This window comes from Pseudomonas sp. R3-41, from assembly GCF_054161485.1.
Genome location: NZ_CP096421.1, coordinates 6,290,373 through 6,309,429, shown reverse-complemented (window position 1 = coordinate 6,309,429; position 19,057 = coordinate 6,290,373). Strand labels below are relative to the sequence as shown.

Genomic DNA, 19,057 nt, shown 5'->3' with positions numbered 1-19,057 from the left:
CTTTCGCGCTGGAGTCGGCGCGCATATTCACGGATGATAGGCCCTTTCAAGCGCCGGCGTGGCCGAGCGTTCTTCATAATGACCGAGTATTTTTTCACTGTGGCAAGCCTTGTGGCTGCCACCTGGACGGAACGATGACTGCTCTGCGCCTCCCTATTTTGTGGCTCGCCGGCCTGCTTGGCCTGGCGGGCTGCAGCATGAACCAGCCGGTGTCGCTGTACCAACTGGACAGCGGAACCCCGTCCCAGCCTGCGCAAAGCACAGGCATGGCCGTATTGCTCGGCCCGGTTCTGATCGCTGACTACCTGCAGCGTGAAACCTTGTTGCAACGTCAACCGGACGGCAGCCTGCAAGCCGCCACTGACGGCCGTTGGGCCGGCAGCCTGTCCTCTGACATCGATCAATTGCTGCTGCGCCAGGTCGCCGGGCATTTGGACAGCCAGCGCGTGGTGCTGGCCCCAGCAACCCAGGGCTTCACTCCGGATGTACAAGTGCTGCTGTCGATTACCCGCCTGGACTCGGGCAAGGATCAGCCGGCAGTGCTCGATGCCCAATGGCGGTTGATCGACCGTCGTGGCAAGGTGCGTGAAAACCGCATCGTACATCTGCAAGAGGTCCATGCCGGCACCACCGCGGCGCAGGTCCAAGCCCAGGGCGTGCTTCTGCAACGCCTGGCCGAACAGCTGTCCGTGTCGCTCAAGCCGTTGGCCAACCAGCCGCCTGTCGCTGAAGCAGTGCCCCGTAAGTCCGCGCCTGCCCCGGCCAAACCGGTGGAAAAGGAAAAAGACAAGATCCCCATGGCCTTGCCAATTCGTACGGACATGGAAGTGTTCAGGTTCTGATGCCTGGACCGGATATACGACAAAGCCCGCAGTGATGCGGGCTTTGTTGTTTCTGCCATTCGGAATCTCTGGTGTCTGTGCTGGCCCTTTCGCGAGCAAGCCCGCTCCCACACTGGATTTTCAGTGGGACGTAGATCTTGTGGTCCATGGAGATTCACTGTGGGAGCGGGCTTGCTCGCGAAGAGGTCAGTGACGCCAACAAAAAAGCCCGCAGACAATCACTTATCTGCGGGCTTGTTATTTCAGGTACCGGGATTCAGACCTGGCGCTCATGCATCCGCGCCAGTTGCCGCTCCAGCATCGACGGGTAAGGCTCCATCAAGCGCTCCACGCAGCACGCGCCTTCGGGGCTGGCGATGGGGCGGATGCGGGCGCGTTGGCGGATCAGGGCGTCGTCATTGATCTTGCGCTCCACCAGCAGCAGGTTGCGGCTGTGTTGCGACAGTGCCAGGGCGTCCTGGGCGGTTTCGGTCAGCAGCAGGTCGATCTGGCTCAGGCCGAACAAGCCATCACCCAAGGTCAGGCCCAATTGCAATTGCAGGGTAATGCCGCTGTCGGCGACTTCGATCTGCAACTGGTGACCCAAGGCGCGCAACAACTCACCGCAGCAAATGGCGTTGGTCAGGTAATCGTCGCCGCTGTCTTCGGTGTGGAACAGCATCAGCGTGCTGCCGTCGTTCAGGGTATGCAATTCGCCCTGATAGAGCGATGCGGCCTGGTCGAGGCAGTCGCGGTAGCGCTCGAGCAACTCCTTCAGGCGCGCCTGGGGCAGGCGGCGCAGTTGATCCTGGGCGCCCAACTGCACGGCCAATACGGCGCTGTGCTGGGGCAGGTCCGAGGCAACAGGCCTGGCGACCGGTCGAGGTGCTCCCTCGACGGATTCGTCACGCAGGTCGGCGAAGGCGTCATCGTCTTCCTCGTCCTCTGCCGTGCGTACCACATGGCGTGGTGCCGGTTTGGAGGCGGGCATCGGCTGGCTTTCGTCGAAGCCCGGATCGCGCAGGTTACGCACTTCGAAACCCGGCTCGGCCTCGTCGTCCACGTAGTCAATGTCTTCAGGTTCCGGCACCGGCTCAGGTTCCGGCGCGAAGCTGGCGTGCAGTTGCCGGGCCAGGTCGCCGATTTCGTCCTGGCGCTGGGTGGCGGGCGTGTGTTCGTCGATGTCCCGCAGCCAGACGCGCAATTGCAACAGCGGCGTGGAGATGTGCCGCCCCAGGCGCAGGCTCAAGGCCAATGCCAGTGCCAGCAGGATCGCGCTGAGGATGCCCATGCTTTGCAGGCTGATGGTCATCGGTTGCTGGAACTGGTCCATGTCCAGGCTGATGCGCAGTTGCCCGGCGCTCACGTCCTGGAAGGTGATCTTGCTCTGGTACATGCCGCCGGACTCGCCCAGCAGGCCAGGCTTGGGCCGCTGCCCGGCCTCGGCGAGGATGCGGTTGTCCACGCTGTAGATGGCGGCGTGGGCCACCAGCTTGTTCTTGGTCAGGTTGTTGAGCAGCACGTTGAGGCTGAGGATGTCGTTGGACACCAGCAGCTCGGTGGCGGACGTGGCGGTCTGGGTGGTCAGGCTTTCCCCCAGGGCATCGGCCTGCTCGTGCATCGCCTGCTTGAATTGCAAACCCATCACGCAGGCATAGATGACCAGGGCCAGGGCGACCAGGATTACGTTATGGCTGGCAATACGCAATGCAATCGGCACACGACGGTGACGCAGTGCGCGGAAGATCAGCAGGAAGAAGTTGTCGGTTTTGACTGGCGTGGGCCGGTTCACTGAGCTCGGCTCTTTGTCCGTGAAATTGACGCGCAGTATAGCGACAGCCCCATGACCGGCAAAGCACTGGCGGTGCCCGATGGTCACTGAATGTGGGTAGAATGCGGTTTTTTTCCACCTGCGGGGGTGCGCCTTGCGCGAAATCGTCCTGATAAACATCACTGGCAGCGACCGTCCGGGTCTGACTGCGGCCATTACCGGCGTTCTGGCCCAGGGTGGTGTGAACATTCTCGACATCGGTCAGGCGGTGATCCATGACACGCTGTCGTTCGGCATCCTGGTGGAAATCCCGGACGCCGAACAAAGCAAGTCCGTGCTCAAGGACATCCTGTTCACCGCCTACAAGCTCGACCAGCAGGTGCGCTTCACCCCGGTGTCCGAGGACGATTACCAGCAGTGGGTGGCCGGCCAGGGCAAGAAGCGCCACATCGTGACCCTGTTGACCCGCAAGGTGACCGCCGAGCAATTGCAGCGCGTCAGCTCGATCACCGCCCAATATGGCCTGAACATCGACCACATCGACCGCTTGTCCGGGCGCATGCCCCTGGACACGCCGGCCGACAAGGGCAAGGGCTGCATCGAGTTTTCTGTGCGCGGCGAGCCCGCCGACCCCCAGGCGTTGCGTGCCGAGTTCCTCAGCGTTGCCCAGGAACTGAACGTCGACATCGCATTCCAGGAAGACTCGCTGTTCCGCCGTAACCGCCGCCTGGCAGTGTTCGACATGGACTCGACGCTGATCGAAGCTGAAGTCATCGACGAACTGGCCAAGGCGGCCGGCGTCGGCGACAAGGTCTCGGCCATCACTGAGCGAGCCATGGCCGGCGAGCTGGATTTTCGCGCCAGCTTCAAGGAGCGCCTGGCCCTGCTACAAGGCCTGGACGTCAGCGTGCTCGACTCCATCGGCGCCTCCCTGCGCCTGACCGAAGGCGCCGAGACCCTGTTCGCCGAACTCAAGCGCCTGGGCTACAAGACCGCCATCCTGTCCGGTGGCTTCACTTACTTCGCCAAGCAATTGCAGGCCAAGCTCGGCATCGACTACGTGTTTGCCAACGAATTGGAAGTGGTGGACGGCAAGGTGACCGGCGTGGCCGTCGAGCCGATCGTCGATGCCCAGCGCAAGGCGGACCTGCTGCGCGAACTGGCGGAAAAAGAAGGCCTGCGCCTGGAGCAGACCATCGCCGTGGGCGACGGCGCCAACGACTTGCCGATGCTGGCGATCGCGGGCCTGGGCGTGGCGTTCCGTGCCAAGCCGCTGGTCAAGCAGTCGGCCCGGCAAGCGATTTCCACCCTGGGGCTGGATGGGGTGTTGTACCTGCTGGGTTTCCGGGATCGGGACGGGCAGCTCTGAATCACACGCCGGTTTGGAGCGCATGCTTTTGTGGCGAGGGAGCTTGCTCCCGCTGGGGCGCGAAGCGGCCCCGAAACCTGACACGCCCGGGGATGTCAGTCTGACCGTATTGGGCCTGCTGCGCAGGCCAGCGGGAGCAAGCTCCCTCGCCACGAAGCGTTCGTGCGCTGTCTACAGCGACTTCCACAACGAATCGAAATTCCCTTCCTGATCGCCGCCGTCCCCGGTTTCGGCCGAGTCTTCCGGGTGGTAGGAAAACTGATTGAAACTGTGCGTGCTGGTCACTCGTCGGTCCAGGCCGGCGCGGCGTTCCTGGCCATTGGTGTTGATCAATACCCGCTGGCCCTCCTGAAACGGCAGGCGTGGGGCGATCATGGTCGGGGGCAGGTCAATCGCACTGATCTCGGGAAGCAGCAGCCCGCGCAGATAATGGCCGTGATCATTTTCGTCCCGCACCAGCTGCAGTCCGCACGGCTGGGCATGGGGGGCGACCAGTTCGATACCCATTTGCATGGCGCCGTTGCGCACCTGGCGGATCCAGCGCACCACGGCGACACTCCAGGCTTGGTCGCTGGCGTCGCGGATGCCGATCATTTCCCCGGCTTGCAGTTGTTCCGGCACTTCCTTGGGCCAGCCTAGGCAGTAGCCGCCAGGGCTGTGGTTGATGATCGGCAGGTCGTAGGTGGGGAAGTGATGCTGGTTGTCGGAGTGACTGCCGTCGTCATCGCTCGGGTTGACCGGGTATTCGATTTCTTCGTAGGGCAACAGGTCGTTGTCGCCTGTCGGGGCGGCGTCAAAAGCCTGGCTCCAGGTGTCGTTGGTCTTGCTTGGCGTGGCTTCGAAGCGGGCTTTGCGAGCAGTCGGGCTTTTCAGTATTTCGTTGAACGAGCGCTCACCGCCGAGGTAGTAGTGCAGCGCACTCATGCCTACGCACAGCGTCAGCGTGCCATTGCCCTCGGTGCGCTGGAAGCTGCGCTCAGCCGCTTCGCCCCAGGCGGCTTGCAGGTGGTGCAAGGTGTCGGCACTCATGCCGCCAGGGACTGGCAAGGTGTTAGCGGCAGGCTGTTCCAAATGTGTGGCAATTGCCCGCACCAGTGGCTGTGGATCGAAGCCCTGCAAGGTCGGCTGTTGTTCGGCGCGGAACTTGGAGCGATAGCGTGGCCCGACATCCAGCTCCGGAGCGACCGCGAACAGGCTGGTAGCGTTGGTGGCAGGGTCCAGCTTGACCCACTGGCTCCAGGATTCGAGCGTTTCGGTCAGTCGCCCGATCTGGCTCTGGCGCAGCTGATTGCTGCGTGATGCGCCCAGCAACAGCGCGACGACATAGGTTTGCTCGGCATTCAGTTGATGAACCTGGCTGGCCAGTTCGTCACTCACGCTCAGGTGCTGTAGCCGGTGCTGGCAGGCGATCCGGTACAACTGATGCAGATCGAGCCAAAGTCCCTCGGGCACAGGGCTGTAAAGTTGGCTGGCACGCAGCAGCGGGCCGTTGAGGGCATGCAGCGCCCGTTGCAACGCGGTGCTCAGCAGGCGGGCGCGGTCCTTGGTGTATTTGGACGCGATACGCGCCACGATCTGTTTGTAGCCCATCGCCAGTTGGGTTTGCAGGGCCTGGCACAGGTTGACGATCTTGCGCGAGCGATCGTCCAGCACGATGGCCTGTTGCAGGAAGTGCCGCTCCAGGTGCTTGCAGACGTAGTACACCTCGGGCCGCAGCAGTTCGAGCAGTTGCAGGCGATTGTCGCTGGGGGTGAGCAGTTGGTTGAGTTCGCCAAGGGCCTGGTACAGCAGGCGGGCAGTCTCGCCGATGTTGGCCTTGGGCAGGTTGGCGATCCAGCGCTTGAGGTCCTTTGGCGTAGCATCGCAGAACGACAGGCGTGATTGTGTCGGGGTCAGGACGCGCAATAGCTGGAGAGGGCTGGTCTCATTCATGCCGTGGACGGGCTCCGGCGGGAAACGAAAAGGATGTATCCAACTCTAGCAGGTGTAGCCGAAAGATCATGCTACCGCGACCCCTAGTGACTAGTCCTGCAGGCGGCCCATTGAAGTGGGATCGTATTCCTTCATTTCACCAACGCTTCGGGTGATGTACAGGTGGTTGGCCGGGATGCTCTTGTTGACGAAGGCGCCTGCGCCAATGATCACATTGTCACCCAGCTCCAAATGGTCAGCGATGATGCAGGCATGAGCATGTATCCGGACGCCGTCGCCAATGCGCAATACTGCGGCATCGCTTTGCCCCTTGATACCCAGCGTGCAGTTCTGCCAGATCTTGAAATTTTTTCCAATGATGGCGTGCGATGTGATGACGATTCCATTCGGATGGGCAATCCATAGGCCTTCCCCGACGGTGGCGCCCAGCATGATCTCTACATTGAACTGGCGGCTGATGCGTTCGTTGAGCAGCTTGCCGCGCCGTCTCCAGAATTTGCTGTCCTGCTGGTGCATGGCGTATGCCAGGCGGAACCAGAAAAGGTAGCGGTACCTGTTGATGCGCTGACATTTTTGGTAAAGCCGTCTCCACCTGAACGGTTTATCGAGACCGCCGAGGATTTCGATATGCCAGTAGCGTTTGGCTGATCGGAAAATATCAAGAAGCATCGACGCCCTCTTTGCCGCGAGGTGTGCTGGGTACGAACCTCTGGGACAGAATCATTCCAATAGGCAGCCAGAAAACGATCCAATAGACGCCAGGCCTGTTGAACACCGTGTGGTAATCGAATAGAGCCGTTACAACCCCAAAGATAAGCAGGGGCAAGCCTACCGAACCGACGGGATGGTGCCAGGTCTTCCTGTCGATCGCGCGCTTGAAAACATAAGCGATGGTCACCAACAACAGTACTGCACCTGTCACGCCGAATTCGTAAAAATACTGCAGGAAGAGATTATGGACTTGGTTGTAGCAACGCACTTCGGATATGCAGATATCAAAATTACTGCCCGCCCCGGCACCAAACAGCCAGAACTCGTCAATGCGGTCCAACCAGCCTGTCCAGATCACGTCGCGAAGGCTGAAGCCACGACTTTGCTGTGTGACAATGACGGGCCATAGCCATACCGACACGGCAAGGAATATTACGCCGGCCAGGCACAACCATTTCCTCGACCTCAAACTATGGTGAAGAAGAATGCTCGTAGCGATTGCCAAGCCATATCCAAGCCAGACGGCTCTTGAAAGCGTGCAGAACAGGTACAGCGAAAGGCCTAGCACACAGGCCATGAACAACGTTCTGACCCACGGTCCGAAGGTTTTGGTCATTAACAAGTGGAACCCGTAAATGCCGAAGAACCCGTAATACAGCGCCGCAATGATGGGGTTCTTGAAGTTGGCATAGTTGCCATAGCCCAATTTGTATAAACGTTTGCCAGAGAAAAAAATGTTCTGGTCTTGCTGGGTGAAGTGGATGATCAAACCGGCAATCGCAAATAAACCCGCGATCACAAAGGCAAACGTCAGGCATTTCTCAAGCAGTTCTTCCCGGGCCAGTATATGAATCGCGCTCAGGTACAACATTACGTACAACACGGTTTTGAATTGTCCGTAGGCGGAGGCTTCGGACCCGGGATTCAGCAGCGCTACCAGCAGCGAAAAGACCAGTACCAGCAGTACCGGCCAGTAGGGCTTTTGGACAATGCCTTGACGTAGGCGCGCATCGAGCACACATAAAAGCAACGCGGGTATAAAAAGACTCGCGTTGGATATCGTGGTGTAAGTGCTGCCGTCGGTAATGAACAGCAGTCCCGTCAGGTGCGCAGTGAAGCCGATCATCAAGACAAGCAAGGTGAATCTGGAAAAAGCCGAACGTGTCATACCTATTCCAAGGGTAGTGAAAGGGGGCCAGGACAAAACTCCAAGGCGTAGTGTGGCAGCGTCGGCGAGGGTAGCGACTCATGTTGATTGCGCCGCTAGCTATCTCATCAAGCGTTGGGTAGTGCCAGTCCTTGACCCATCTGCACCGGTGAACCGGCCACCAGGTCCTCGGCCCATTTCACCTGGTCCGGACCGAACAGCACGATGGCGGTCGAACCCAGCTTGAAGCGCCCCAGTTCGGCACCTTTTTCCAGATGAATCGGCGCACGTGCGGCTTCGTCGTAACGGAAGGTTTTCAGCTCGCGCTTGGGCGGCGTCACCAGCCCGGCCCAGACGGTTTCGATAGAGGCCACGATCATCGCGCCCACCAGCACCACGGCCATCGGTCCACGCTCGGTGTCGAAAATGCACGCGACGCGCTCGTTACGGGCAAACAGCTCCGGCACGTTTTCGGCAGTGGTCTGGTTGACCGAAAAAATCCGTCCGGGGATGTAGACCATTTCCCGCAGGGTGCCCGCCAATGGCATGTGCACGCGGTGGTAGTCCTTGGGAGACAGGTAGATGGTGGCGAAATCGCCACCCATGAACGGCGCTGCGTTGGCCGCGTCACCGCCCAGCAGTTCCAGCACGCTGAAGCTGTGGCCCTTGGCCTGGAATACCCGGCCGTGCTCGATCGGGCCGAGCTGGCTGACGGCACCGTCGGCGGGGCTGAGAATCGCGCCCGGGGTTTCGTCCAGCGGGCGGGCGCCGTCCTTCAGGGCGCGGGTGAAGAAGGCGTTGAAATGCTCGTAGGCCGTCAGGTCTTCCACCAGGGCCTGGGACATGTCCACTTGGTAGCGCTTGGCAAACCACGTGGTGAAGGCGTTCTTGAACCAGCGCACGCGGCATTCGGCAATGCAGCCGGCCAGCCGCGACAGCAGGTGGTGGGGCAGCAGGTATTGGGTGAGGATGAATAAACGGTTTTTCATTAACTGTCCTTAAGAACCTTCAAAGCTCGATGGGTGTGTCGGGGTGGTTGCCCCATTCGCCCCAGGAACCGGCATAGCCTTTGACCCGTGGATAACCGAGCGCCTTGGCCACCAGGTAGGTGAAGCCAGAGCGGTGGTGAGTCTGGCAGTGGGTGATGATTTCTTTATCAGGGGTGATGCCCAATCGTTCGAGGATTTGCGGCATGTCTTTGCGGATGCGCAGGTTGCGCGCCTTGTCCATGCCGGCGGTCCATTCGAAATTGACCGCACCGGGAATGTGTCCGCCCCGGGCCGCGACGACTTTTTCGCCGGAGTATTCCAGCGGGCCGCGCGCGTCCCAGATGGCCAGGTCGGCAGCGCCGAGACGGCTTTGCAGGTACTCACGGGTGGCGGTGGGCGCGTCGTGCAGTGTCAGGCTGACCGGCCCACCAACGGGCGCAGGGACGTCGATGGACACGGGCAGGCCCTCGTCCAGCCACGACAGCAAGCCGCCGTCGAGGTAGTGGTAGTTCCCGTGGCCGATCACGTCCAGCAGCCAGATAAACCGCCCGGCCCAGCCGCCGCCTTCGTCGTCATAGACCACGTAGACCGCATCCGGGTGGTGCCCGAGCTCACCGAAGAGGGCTTCAAGGTCGGCCTTGGCCGGCAGCAGGCCCGGCGCCGGCGGTTGGCCGAGCTGGGTGCGCTTGGGGTCGACGAAACGTGCGCCAGGGATATGCCCGGTGCCGTAGCGGGCGGCGCTGGTCAGGTCCACCAGAATCAGTTCGCGGGCGTCGAGGCGCGGCAGCAGCTCGCTCGGCTCGATCACCAACGGCAAGCCAGAGAAGTCAGGCATGTGAGGTCTCCAGGGGCGCAAAGGGAAAGGATTGTATCAAGTTCAGCGGCCGCGGTTGGTAAAGGTATGCAGGGCCCTTTCGATGCATTGCACGGTTTTGCCGAAGGCTTGCACGGTCACGTCCGAGAACGGCCCGCCGCCCTGGTCCACCGCCACCAGCATGATCACCCGGCCATTGCAGGTCAGTGAGCGCAACAGCAGGTGTTCGCCGCGGAACAGGCTGCGCAGGCCCGGCGGTAATAGCGCCGAAAACTGCGCGTTGTTGTCCGGGTTCAGGCGAACCTGGGCCTGCTGGGCCAGTAATCGTTGCAAGATTTTGCTCTGGCTGATGGTAAAGCTCATGGCCGCAGCTTCCTTGGGCAAACCGGCGGTCTGGTGAGCGCGCACGCTGGTCTGGCTGCGGTCAGCCATCAGGATCATCACCCGGCGCATGCCACAGGCCACCAGGGCGTCCCGTGCCGACGTGGTCAGGTGCATGGCGTTGAGGAAGGGGCTCGGCTCCACCAGCATGGCGGAACATTGCTTGCGCCACTGGCTCAGGTCCTGGGCGCTGGGCGGCGCGGCGGGCAGCAAGCCGGGGTGGATACGGCGGCTGCCCCAAGGCCAGATCAGCGCCACGGCCGGGTGCCAGAGGTCCGGCATGGCGTGATGACGTGCGCTGTTGGCGGCTTGTTGGTGCAACTGCTGCTGGATTTCATCCATCGACATTTGCAGATACAAACTGGTGAGGTACTGCCAGCGAGTGTTGTGAGGGCTGTCCCAGGCCTGCTGCGCCGCGAGGGCCAGGCCGTTGGCCAGCAACACGGTGTTGGCCGGCTGGTTGAGCCAGCGCCGCAGGGTTGGGTCGTCGTCCAGGCGATTCTGCTGGCGCAGCGGATGTTCGCTGTCCCGGGCGATGCGCAGGACTTTCACCAGTTCGCGGCGTTCGTTGATCAACAGGCGATAACCTTGCGCCACCCAGATCGGCAAACGCCAGGTCTCCACCAGCGCCAGGCAGATCTCCAGCAGGCGGACGCCGAACAGTTCGCGCTCGACCTTGCGTGCGGACTCGCCTTTATGGACGACCCGCAATTCCCATTCCCCGAGCAACCGTGGGTGAGTCAAGGCCAACGGCCAGAGCGGCGACAGGAACAACAGGCTGCCCCAGTGGATGTCTTGCCACAGCCGCGCCAGGCGGCTGGCGAAAAAACCATTGGCCTGTTGCGTGGCGTGCTGGCTGATCAATTGCAGTTGGCGCAAGGCAACAGGGATTTCGTGCCCCGGCAATGACGGCAGGCGGGCGAGCAACTCCTCGGTGCGCTTGAGGCCGAGGCGGTTGATGGCCACTTCGAGATTTTCCGCAGGCTCAGCGAGGCTGCCATGGGTGTGATGGTTGGCCTCGCGGATGACGCTCAGGGCCAGCGCGGGGCTGTCCTGCATCAGGTCGGCGATGTCGCGCAATGAGCGACGGCTATCGGCGAGGGCCTTGCAGACCAGGTCGTGGCTGGCCTGGGGCACCGGCAGATGCACGCCGTTGAGCAGCTTCACCCAGCCGTCGAGGGTGGTCGGTCGGGGCGTTGGAACCTTGGTTTCGTTAGTCATGGCTGGACGTGATCATCGTATGAATTCTCTACGCCCGGAACGGGGCTAATTGGCTTTTCGCCAGAACAGCCTATAGTCTGGCGCAGTTTTGCCGATAAGTAGAAGAAGAGATTTTTCAGCTTCCGAATATGACCTTGAACCCGACTTAAGTAAGTACTTTCTATCTATGGCTAAAATTATCGGCATCATTGTCGTGTTCGCGAGCGTGCTCGGCGGATACGTGCTCTCCCACGGCAAGATCGCCGCCCTGATTCAACCCTTCGAGGTGTTGATCATCGGTGGCGCGGCCCTCGGTGCATTCTTGCAGGCCAACCCCGGCTATATGACGATGCACGTGCTCAAGAAGTCCTTGAGCATGTTCGGCTCGCGTTTCAGCCACACCTTCTATCTGGAGGTGCTGGGGCTGATCTACGAAATCCTCAATAAAAGCCGCCGCGAAGGCATGATGGCGATCGAAGGCGACATCGAAGACGCCGCCGCCAGCCCGATTTTCGCCAAGTATCCGTCGGTGCTGAAGGATGACCGCATGACGGCGTTCATCTGTGATTACCTGCGCATCATGTCGTCCGGCAACATGGCGCCCCATGAGCTCGAAGGCCTGTTCGACATGGAACTGTACAGCCTCAAGGAAGACCTGGAGCACCCGTCCCACGCGGTCAACGGCATCGCCGACGGCATGCCAGGCTTCGGTATCGTCGCGGCGGTATTGGGGATCGTGGTGACCATGGCCTCCCTGGGCGAAGGCGACCAGGCGTCCATCGGCCTGCACGTGGGTGCGGCGCTGGTAGGTACCTTCTTCGGTATTTTGGCTGCCTATGGCTTCTTCGGCCCGCTGGCCCATTCCCTGGCCCATGATGCCAAGGAAGAACTCAACGTCTACGAAGCCATCAAGGCTTCCCTGGTGGCCTCGGCCTCGGGCATGCCGCCATCGCTGGCGGTGGAGTTCGGTCGCAAGGTCCTGTACCCGGCGCACCGTCCAAGCTTCGCCGAGCTGGAACAAGCGGTTCGCGGTCGCTAAGTCATGGAAAATAACCAGCCGATCATCGTCAAGCGCATCAAGCGCATTGCCGGCGGGCACCATGGCGGTGCCTGGAAAATTGCCTTCGCCGACTTTGCCACGGCGATGATGGCGTTCTTCCTGGTGCTGTGGCTGCTGTCCACGGCAACCCCGGAACAGAAGATCGCCATCGCCGGTTACTTCAAGGACCCGGTCGGCTTTTCCGAAAGCGGCACGCCCTACATCATCGACCTGGGCGGCTCACCGACCCTGGCGCCGGACACGACCCTCAATCCCGAGGTCAAGTCCCAGCCCCAGCCCGACAAGGTCACGGTGGATTCCGAGCAGGTCGAGGGCATGGCCGAGCAGGTCGAGCGCGAGCGTTTGGAGTTGCTGCTGCAGGAATTGCAGAACAAGGTCGAAGAGAACCCGGAACTGCAGAAGTTCAAGGACCAGATCCTGTTCGAAATTACCCCGAATGGCTTGCGCATCCAGATCATGGACGCCGAGAACCGGCCGATGTTCGATTCTGGCAGCGCACGTCTGAAGCCTTATTTCGAAGATATCCTGCTGGCCATGGCCGACACCATCAAGGCGGTGCCGAACAAAATCAGCATCAGTGGTCATACCGATGCCAAGCCTTACATCGGTAAGGGTGACTACGGAAACTGGGAATTGTCCGCCAACCGCGCCAACGCGGCCCGTCGCGCCCTGGTGGCCGGCAGCTATCCGGACGAGCAGGTGGCACGGGTGGTCGGTTATGCCTCTTCGGCGCTGTTCGACCGCAAGGACCCGTTCAACCCGGTCAACCGGCGCATCGACATCGTGGTGTTGACCAAGAAGGCGCAGAAAGCCATCGAGGGCTCACAAACCGACGATCCGGCGCCCGATTCGGTTCCGGGTGAGGGTGCACCGGGTGAAGTGCCAGCTCCACAGGCTATACCAGGTGCAGCGGTCGATCCGAATGCGTTGCCGGCGGACCAGCAACCCGTACCGGCCCATGAGTTGCGCGAGCGCCTGAACCTGTTCGACGACGCGGCGCCGAAGCCGGCCGAACCGCCGGCGCAGTGACCCACAAAAAAGCCGACCTCGATGTCGGCTTTTTTGTGGGTCCACTGTTTACTTGAGGATTGCTTGCCTTTGTGGCGAGGGAGCTTGCTCCCGCTCGGCTGCGCAGCAGTCGCAAGACCGGACAACTCGGTCTGGCTGGAGACTGTTGGGGCCTGCTTCGCAGTCCAGCGGGAGCAAGCTCCCTCGCCACAAGAGTGATCGGCTTGATACTGCGTGCAGGTCAGTAGCTGCTTTCCGGCAGGCTGGCGATGATCGAGCGGTAGCTGTTCATCCGTTGCTGATGCACGCGACCTTCTTCCAGGGCCTTGAGCAGGGCGCAACCGGGTTCGCGGTCGTGCTTGCAGTCGCGGAAGCGGCAGGTACCGATCAGCTCGTTGAACTCGATGAACCCGGCTTCGACATCGGCCCGGCTGACGTGGCCCAGGCCGAATTCGCGGATACCCGGCGAGTCGATCAGTTCACCGCCACCAGGGAAGTGGAACAGCCGCGCCGTGGTCGTGGTGTGGGTGCCTTGGCCGGACAGCTCGGACAACGGCCCGACGCGGGTCTCGACTTCCGGCAGCAGGCTGTTGACCAACGAAGACTTGCCGACGCCGGACTGGCCGACGAACACACTGATGCGCCCGTCCAACTGCTGTTGCAATTGTTCCATGCCGTTACCGTGGTGGGCCGAGACTTCCAGCACCGGATAACCCAAGTCCCGGTAGACCGACAGCAGGGCGTTCAGCGCCGGGGCGTTGTATTCGTCGATCAGGTCGAACTTGTTGAGCAGCAGCAACGGGCGGATGCCGGCGTGCTCGGCGGCCACCAGGTAGCGGTCGATCAGGTTGGCGTGGGGCTCGGGCAACGGCGCGAACACAATAACGATCATGTCGACGTTGGCGGCCACGGGCTTGAGCTGGCCCCGGCTGTCCGGGCGGCACAGCTCGGTGTGGCGCGGCAGTTGCGCGACAATCACGCCGATGCCCTGGTTGCCGGCACGCCAGACCACCTGGTCGCCCGTCACCAGCGCCGGCAGGTTGGCGCGCAAGTGGCAGCGGAACACCTGGCCGGCCAGTTCGCCTTCCTGGGCCTCGACCTCGACCTGCACGCCGAAGTGGGCGATCACCAGGCCGGTCTGTTCAGGACCCAGGTCGCCACCCTCCAGGGCTTCGACAGCACTGGATTCGCGTTTGGCGGCGCGGGCGGCGCGCTCACCCTGGATCTTTTCGATGCGCCAGTTTTGACGACGATTGAGTTGGCGTTTGGCCATGGGTGTTCCGTATGAAGAAATACAGCGAATAGGGTAAAACGGCGGCGAGTTTAGCACGCCCAAGGGGCTGCCTAGGCTAAACTGCGTGGCTACGCCGAGGAGCCTCCCTATGCAAAACCCGCAGAACCTGATCTGGATCGACCTGGAAATGACCGGTCTGAACCCTGACACTGACGTCATCATCGAAATGGCCACCATCGTCACCGACAGCGACCTCAACACCCTGGCCGAGGGCCCGGTGATCGCGATCCATCACAGCGACGAGATCCTGGCCGGCATGGACGAGTGGAACACCCGCCAGCACGGCGGCTCGGGCCTGACCCAACGGGTGCGCGAGAGCAAGATCAGCATGGCCGAAGCCGAAGCCCAGACCCTCGCGTTCCTGGAGCAGTGGGTGCCCAAGGGCAAGTCGCCGATCTGTGGCAACAGCATCTGCCAGGATCGTCGCTTCCTTTATACCCACATGAAATCCCTGGAAAGCTACTTCCACTACCGCAACCTGGACGTCTCCACCCTCAAGGAACTGGCCGCCCGCTGGGCACCGCAAGTGCGCGACAGCTTCCAGAAAGGCAGCACCCACCTGGCCCTGGACGACATCCGCGAGTCCATTGCCGAGTTGCAGCATTACCGCAAGCACTTCATCAAGTTCTGAGTCGCCCCTTCAAGCGGCTGGCGAGAGAGTTTTGGGAGCAGGACTTGTGGGAGCAAAGCTTGCTCGCGAAACAGGCGACTCGGTCCCGGAAGACCGCATCGCCTTCATCGCGGGCAAGCCTTGCTCCCACAGATCTCCTGGCCGCAGGTTCCTTGTTTGGCATGGTCAATGGCTGCCCTCTTTTGGTGCCAGCCCAAACTGGCTAGACTGCGCGCCTCCTCGTATGGACCGCCATCATGTTGCTGATGCTTTATCTGATCGCCATCACCGCTGAAGCCATGACCGGCGCCTTGTCTGCCGGGCGGCGGGGCATGGACTGGTTCGGCGTGGTGCTTATCGCCTGTGTCACGGCGCTGGGTGGCGGCTCGGTGCGTGACGTGTTGCTCGGTCATTACCCGCTTACGTGGGTCAAGCATCCGGAATACCTGGTGCTGACCACCGCGGCGGCGATGTTGACGGTGTTCATGGCGCGCTGGATGCGCCATCTGCGCTCACTGTTCCTGGTGCTCGACGCCGTGGGCCTGGTGGCGTTCACGCTGATCGGTTGCATGACGGCCCTGGAAATGGGCCATGGCATGCTGGTGGCGTCGGTTAGCGGGGTGATTACCGGGGTGTTCGGTGGCATTCTGCGGGACATCTTTTGCAACGATATTCCGCTGATCTTCCGTCGCGAACTCTACGCCAGCGTCTCGTTTGCCGCGGCGTGGTGTTATCTGCTGTGTGTCTTCCTGCAACTGCCGAACGAGCAGGCGATCCTCATCACCTTGTTTGGCGGTTTCCTGCTGCGGCTCCTGGCAATTCGCTTTCACTGGGAAATGCCGAAGTTCGTCTACAACGACGAAGTCTGACGCTCGGCATGTTGGCGTAACGCCCATTCCACATGCTCGCGCACCAGCTCCGACGGATAGTCACGCCGCGCCTCCAGCGCTTGCAGCACGGGAATCGTCGACGGCGCATTGCCCAGGCCCACCGCCAGATTGCGCAGCCAGCGTTCGTAACCCGCACGGCGCAGCGGTGAACCTTCGGTGCTGCTGAGAAATGTGTCTTCGTCCCACAGGAACAACTCGGCCAGCCCGGCATTGTCCAGGTTGTGCCGCGGCTTGAAATCGCTTTCCCCCGACGGACGGGCGAAGCGGTTCCACGGGCAGACAATCTGGCAATCGTCGCAGCCGAACACCCGGTTGCCGATCAGTGGCCGCAACTCTTCGGGAATGGCGCTTTTCAGCTCGATGGTCAGGTAGGAAATGCAGCGGCGGGCATCGAGCACGTAGGGTCCGACGAAGGCATTCGTCGGACAAATGTCCAGGCACGCGGTGCATTTTCCGCAATGTTCGGTGCCGTGGGGCGGGTCGATGGGCAGCGGCAAGTCGATGAACAGCTCGCTCAGGAAAAAATAACTGCCGGCCTTGCGGTTCAATACCAGGGTGTTTTTACCGATCCAGCCCAGGCCGGCCTGTTCGGCGATGGCTTTTTCCAGGACCGGCGCGCTGTCGACGAAGGCGCGGTAGCCAAAGGGACCGATGACCGCCTGGATTTTTTCCGCCAATTGTTGCACGCGTTTACGGATCAATTTGTGGTAATCGCGGCCCAACGCATAACGCGAGACGTAGGCTTTTTCCGGTTGGCCGAGCATCTGCGCCATCTGGGTGTCGCCCGGCAGGTAATCCATGCGCAGGGACACCACGCGTAATGTGCCCGGCACCAACTCCTCAGGGTGCGAGCGTTTGCTGCCATGGGCGCCCATGTAGTCCATTTCGCCGTGGTAGCCGGCCTCGAGCCAGCGTTGCAGGTGTTGCTCATGCTCGGCCAAGTCCAGGCCGCTGATGCCGACCTGCTGGAAACCCAGCTCGCGGCCCCATTCCTTGATGGATTGGGCGAGGGCGGGGAGGTCTGTGGGAATGGCAGGCATGAGGCGAGAGAAACCAGAGCTGAGATGCGTATAATTCTGCCAGACATCGGAGCCCGAAGACGCATGCCGCACACTAAAGATGATTTTCCCGACGCGCTGTACAGCGCCGCGCAGGTCCGGGCCCTCGACGCACAACTGATCGCCGCGGGTACTGCTGGCTTCGAATTGATGCAGCGCGCTGCCCGTGCCACCTGGCGCGCGATCGTCCGACGCTGGCCTGACGCCCATGAGCTGACCGTGCTGGCCGGCCATGGCAACAATGCCGGCGATGGTTACCTGGTCGCGACCCTGGCCCGGCGTGCCGGCTGGTCGGTGCGGGTGCTGACGGTGGGCGAACCCCGGCGATTGCAGGGGGACGCGGCCAATGCCCACGCCGAGGCGGTGGCGGTGGGCGTGCCGATGGAACCGTGGTCGGATGAAGCCGAGTTGCGTGGCGTGCTGCTGGACGCGTTGCTTGGCACGGGCCTGAGTGGCGATGTGCGTGAGCCGTATGTGCAGGCCATCGATACGATCAACGTCAGCGGCCTGCCGGTCGCGGCGGTGGATATTCCCTCGGGTTTGTGTGCCGACACCGGCCGGGTGTTGGGTACGGCAGTGGCGGCCGACCTGACCGTGACCTTCATTGGCTTGAAGCTGGGGTTGTTCACGGGCGAAGCGGCGGACCGGGTGGGTGAGCTGGTATTCAATGACCTGCACGCCGATCCGGATATCGTTGAAGCAGCACCGGCCAATGCCCGACTGCTCCTACCTCACAATCTGCGGCATCTGACACCTCGCGCCGCCACTTCCCACAAAGGCAAGTTCGGTCACGTGCTGTTGATCGGTGGCGACCGGGGCTTTGGTGGCGCCATCCAGATGAGCGCCGAAAGCGCGCTGCGCTGCGGGGCGGGCATGATTTCGATGGCGACCCGCAGCGAGCATGTGTCCGCCGCGCTGATGCGTTTGCCGGAAGTCATGGTGCAGGGCACCCATTCGGCGAACCAATTGATGGGCTTGCTCCAGCAGGCCAGCGTGCTGGTGGTCGGGCCGGGCCTGGGCCAGGCTGCCTGGGGACGTAGCCTGTTATCGGCCGCAGCCAATGCGCCACTGCCGCAAGTGTGGGATGCCGATGCGCTGAACCTGCTGAGCGCCGGCGACGTCCGTCTGCCTGAACATTGCGTGATCACCCCGCATCCGGGCGAGGCGGCGCGGCTGCTGGAGATATCCACCGCCCAGGTGCAGGCCGATCGTCCGGCGGCGGCTCATGCCTTGAGCCAGAAATACACCGCCACGGTGATCCTCAAGGGAGCCGGCAGCCTGGTTGCCAGCCCGGATGGTCGCCTGGCAGTCTGCGGCCAGGGCCATCCGGCCATGGCCACCGCCGGCCTGGGGGATGTGCTGGCTGGCGTGGTCGGGGCCTTGCTGGCCCAGGGCATGGAAAGCTTCGAGGCCGCGTGCCTGGCGGTCTGGCTGCATGCCAATGCCGGTGCCAAGGTCGGTCGCTCGGGCCGGGGGTTGGCGGCGACCGATCTGATCCCGGCCATTCGTCAGTTGTTGGAGGAGCATTCACCGTGTCTGAAGTAACCCTGTACGTGGCGGACGAACAAGCCATGACACAATTTGGCGCCCGCATCGCGCAGATCACTGCCGGCCACGGCCTGATTTTTCTCGAAGGCGACCTCGGCGCGGGGAAAACCACCTTGTCCCGTGGCATCATCCGCGGCCTCGGGCACGTCGGCTCGGTCAAGAGCCCCACGTTCACCTTGGTCGAACCCTACGAGATCGGCGACATTCGCGCCTTCCATTTCGACCTGTATCGACTGGTGGATCCTGAGGAGCTGGAATTCCTTGGCATTCGCGATTATTTCGAAGATGACGCCTTGTGCCTGATCGAATGGCCCCAGAAGGGTGCAGGCTTTTTGCCAAAGCCCGACCTGACCATTACCATTGGCGCGCAGCACGGCGGGCGTTCGCTGAAACTGACGCCGCAAGGCGCCCGTGGTGAGTCGTGGTGTGCCGCTTTGGCATTGGAAAACTAATT

17 protein-coding genes are annotated in these 19,057 nt (G+C 61.9%); 8 read left to right on the top strand and 9 right to left on the bottom strand.

The features are described 5' to 3' along the window. Positions 1 to 134: 134 nt before the first annotated feature. Complete coding sequence (locus tag M1D99_RS27260; RefSeq protein ID WP_186708017.1) at positions 135 to 842, top strand: PqiC family protein; 708 nt, start codon at positions 135 to 137, stop codon at positions 840 to 842. 256 nt (positions 843 to 1,098) lie between these two features. On the opposite strand, the gene M1D99_RS27255 is transcribed toward M1D99_RS27260, so the two are convergent. Next, entirely contained in the window at positions 1,099 to 2,613 is a 1,515-nt protein-coding gene (locus M1D99_RS27255; RefSeq protein WP_458131070.1) for an AhpA/YtjB family protein, read from the bottom strand. A gap of 133 nt (positions 2,614 to 2,746) precedes the next feature. Between M1D99_RS27255 and serB the strand changes: the two genes are divergently transcribed. Then, positions 2,747 to 3,961, top strand: a complete 1,215-nt coding sequence (serB, locus tag M1D99_RS27250; RefSeq protein WP_053117868.1) for a phosphoserine phosphatase SerB — start codon at positions 2,747 to 2,749, stop codon at positions 3,959 to 3,961. A gap of 171 nt (positions 3,962 to 4,132) precedes the next feature. Here the strand turns inward: serB and M1D99_RS27245 are convergent, their stop codons facing one another. The 6 genes from M1D99_RS27245 to M1D99_RS27220 form a co-directional block, all read right to left on the bottom strand. Continuing rightward, positions 4,133 to 5,893: a molecular chaperone gene (locus tag M1D99_RS27245; protein WP_458131069.1), complete on the bottom strand. Its 1,761-nt coding sequence runs from the start codon at positions 5,891 to 5,893 to the stop codon at positions 4,133 to 4,135. 90 nt (positions 5,894 to 5,983) lie between these two features. Further along, positions 5,984 to 6,562 (bottom strand): serine acetyltransferase, encoded by a 579-nt coding sequence (locus M1D99_RS27240; RefSeq protein WP_458131068.1) that lies wholly within the window; start codon positions 6,560 to 6,562, stop codon positions 5,984 to 5,986. Further along, a complete protein-coding gene (locus M1D99_RS27235) occupies positions 6,552 to 7,772 on the bottom strand; it encodes an O-antigen ligase family protein (protein ID WP_458131067.1) in 1,221 nt (406 codons plus the stop codon). The genes M1D99_RS27240 and M1D99_RS27235 overlap by 11 nt, the downstream gene beginning before the upstream one ends. Positions 7,773 to 7,879: 107 nt before the next feature. Beyond that, positions 7,880 to 8,740, bottom strand: a complete 861-nt coding sequence (gene asd, locus M1D99_RS27230) for an archaetidylserine decarboxylase (RefSeq protein WP_186708005.1) — start codon at positions 8,738 to 8,740, stop codon at positions 7,880 to 7,882. A gap of 19 nt (positions 8,741 to 8,759) precedes the next feature. Then, the gene (gene rhdA / locus M1D99_RS27225; RefSeq protein WP_434572752.1) at positions 8,760 to 9,575 is read right to left on the bottom strand and encodes a thiosulfate sulfurtransferase; all 816 of its coding nucleotides are present in this window, start codon (positions 9,573 to 9,575) and stop codon (positions 8,760 to 8,762) included. Between the two features lie 42 nt (positions 9,576 to 9,617). Continuing rightward, complete coding sequence (locus M1D99_RS27220; RefSeq protein ID WP_434572750.1) at positions 9,618 to 11,156, bottom strand: HDOD domain-containing protein; 1,539 nt, start codon at positions 11,154 to 11,156, stop codon at positions 9,618 to 9,620. 166 nt (positions 11,157 to 11,322) lie between these two features. Between M1D99_RS27220 and motA the strand changes: the two genes are divergently transcribed. Together motA and motB are read left to right on the top strand one after the other, a co-directional pair. Further along, the gene (gene motA / locus M1D99_RS27215) at positions 11,323 to 12,174 is read left to right on the top strand and encodes a flagellar motor stator protein MotA (protein WP_186707998.1); all 852 of its coding nucleotides are present in this window, start codon (positions 11,323 to 11,325) and stop codon (positions 12,172 to 12,174) included. A 3-nt stretch (positions 12,175 to 12,177) separates the two neighbouring features. Beyond that, positions 12,178 to 13,224 (top strand): flagellar motor protein MotB, encoded by a 1,047-nt coding sequence (gene motB / locus M1D99_RS27210; protein ID WP_458131066.1) that lies wholly within the window; start codon positions 12,178 to 12,180, stop codon positions 13,222 to 13,224. A gap of 220 nt (positions 13,225 to 13,444) precedes the next feature. On the opposite strand, the gene rsgA is transcribed toward motB, so the two are convergent. Further along, positions 13,445 to 14,476, bottom strand: a complete 1,032-nt coding sequence (gene rsgA, locus M1D99_RS27205) for a small ribosomal subunit biogenesis GTPase RsgA (protein WP_458131065.1) — start codon at positions 14,474 to 14,476, stop codon at positions 13,445 to 13,447. 109 nt (positions 14,477 to 14,585) lie between these two features. Here rsgA and orn point away from each other — a divergent pair, with 109 nt between their 5' ends. Together orn and M1D99_RS27195 are read left to right on the top strand one after the other, a co-directional pair. After that, a complete protein-coding gene (gene orn / locus M1D99_RS27200; protein ID WP_186730685.1) occupies positions 14,586 to 15,128 on the top strand; it encodes an oligoribonuclease in 543 nt (180 codons plus the stop codon). A 233-nt stretch (positions 15,129 to 15,361) separates the two neighbouring features. Next, the gene (locus M1D99_RS27195; protein WP_186708082.1) at positions 15,362 to 15,976 is read left to right on the top strand and encodes a TRIC cation channel family protein; all 615 of its coding nucleotides are present in this window, start codon (positions 15,362 to 15,364) and stop codon (positions 15,974 to 15,976) included. Here M1D99_RS27195 and queG read toward each other — a convergent pair. Further along, entirely contained in the window at positions 15,958 to 17,037 is a 1,080-nt protein-coding gene (gene queG, locus M1D99_RS27190; RefSeq protein ID WP_458131064.1) for a tRNA epoxyqueuosine(34) reductase QueG, read from the bottom strand. The two genes, M1D99_RS27195 and queG, sit on opposite strands and share 19 nt — an antisense overlap. A 63-nt stretch (positions 17,038 to 17,100) precedes the next feature. Between queG and M1D99_RS27185 the strand changes: the two genes are divergently transcribed. Together M1D99_RS27185 and tsaE are read left to right on the top strand one after the other, a co-directional pair. Beyond that, complete coding sequence (locus M1D99_RS27185) at positions 17,101 to 18,600, top strand: NAD(P)H-hydrate dehydratase (RefSeq protein ID WP_458131063.1); 1,500 nt, start codon at positions 17,101 to 17,103, stop codon at positions 18,598 to 18,600. Continuing rightward, a complete protein-coding gene (tsaE, locus tag M1D99_RS27180) occupies positions 18,588 to 19,055 on the top strand; it encodes a tRNA (adenosine(37)-N6)-threonylcarbamoyltransferase complex ATPase subunit type 1 TsaE (protein WP_186730683.1) in 468 nt (155 codons plus the stop codon). The genes M1D99_RS27185 and tsaE overlap by 13 nt, the downstream gene beginning before the upstream one ends. The last annotated feature ends 2 nt before the right edge of the window (positions 19,056 to 19,057 follow it).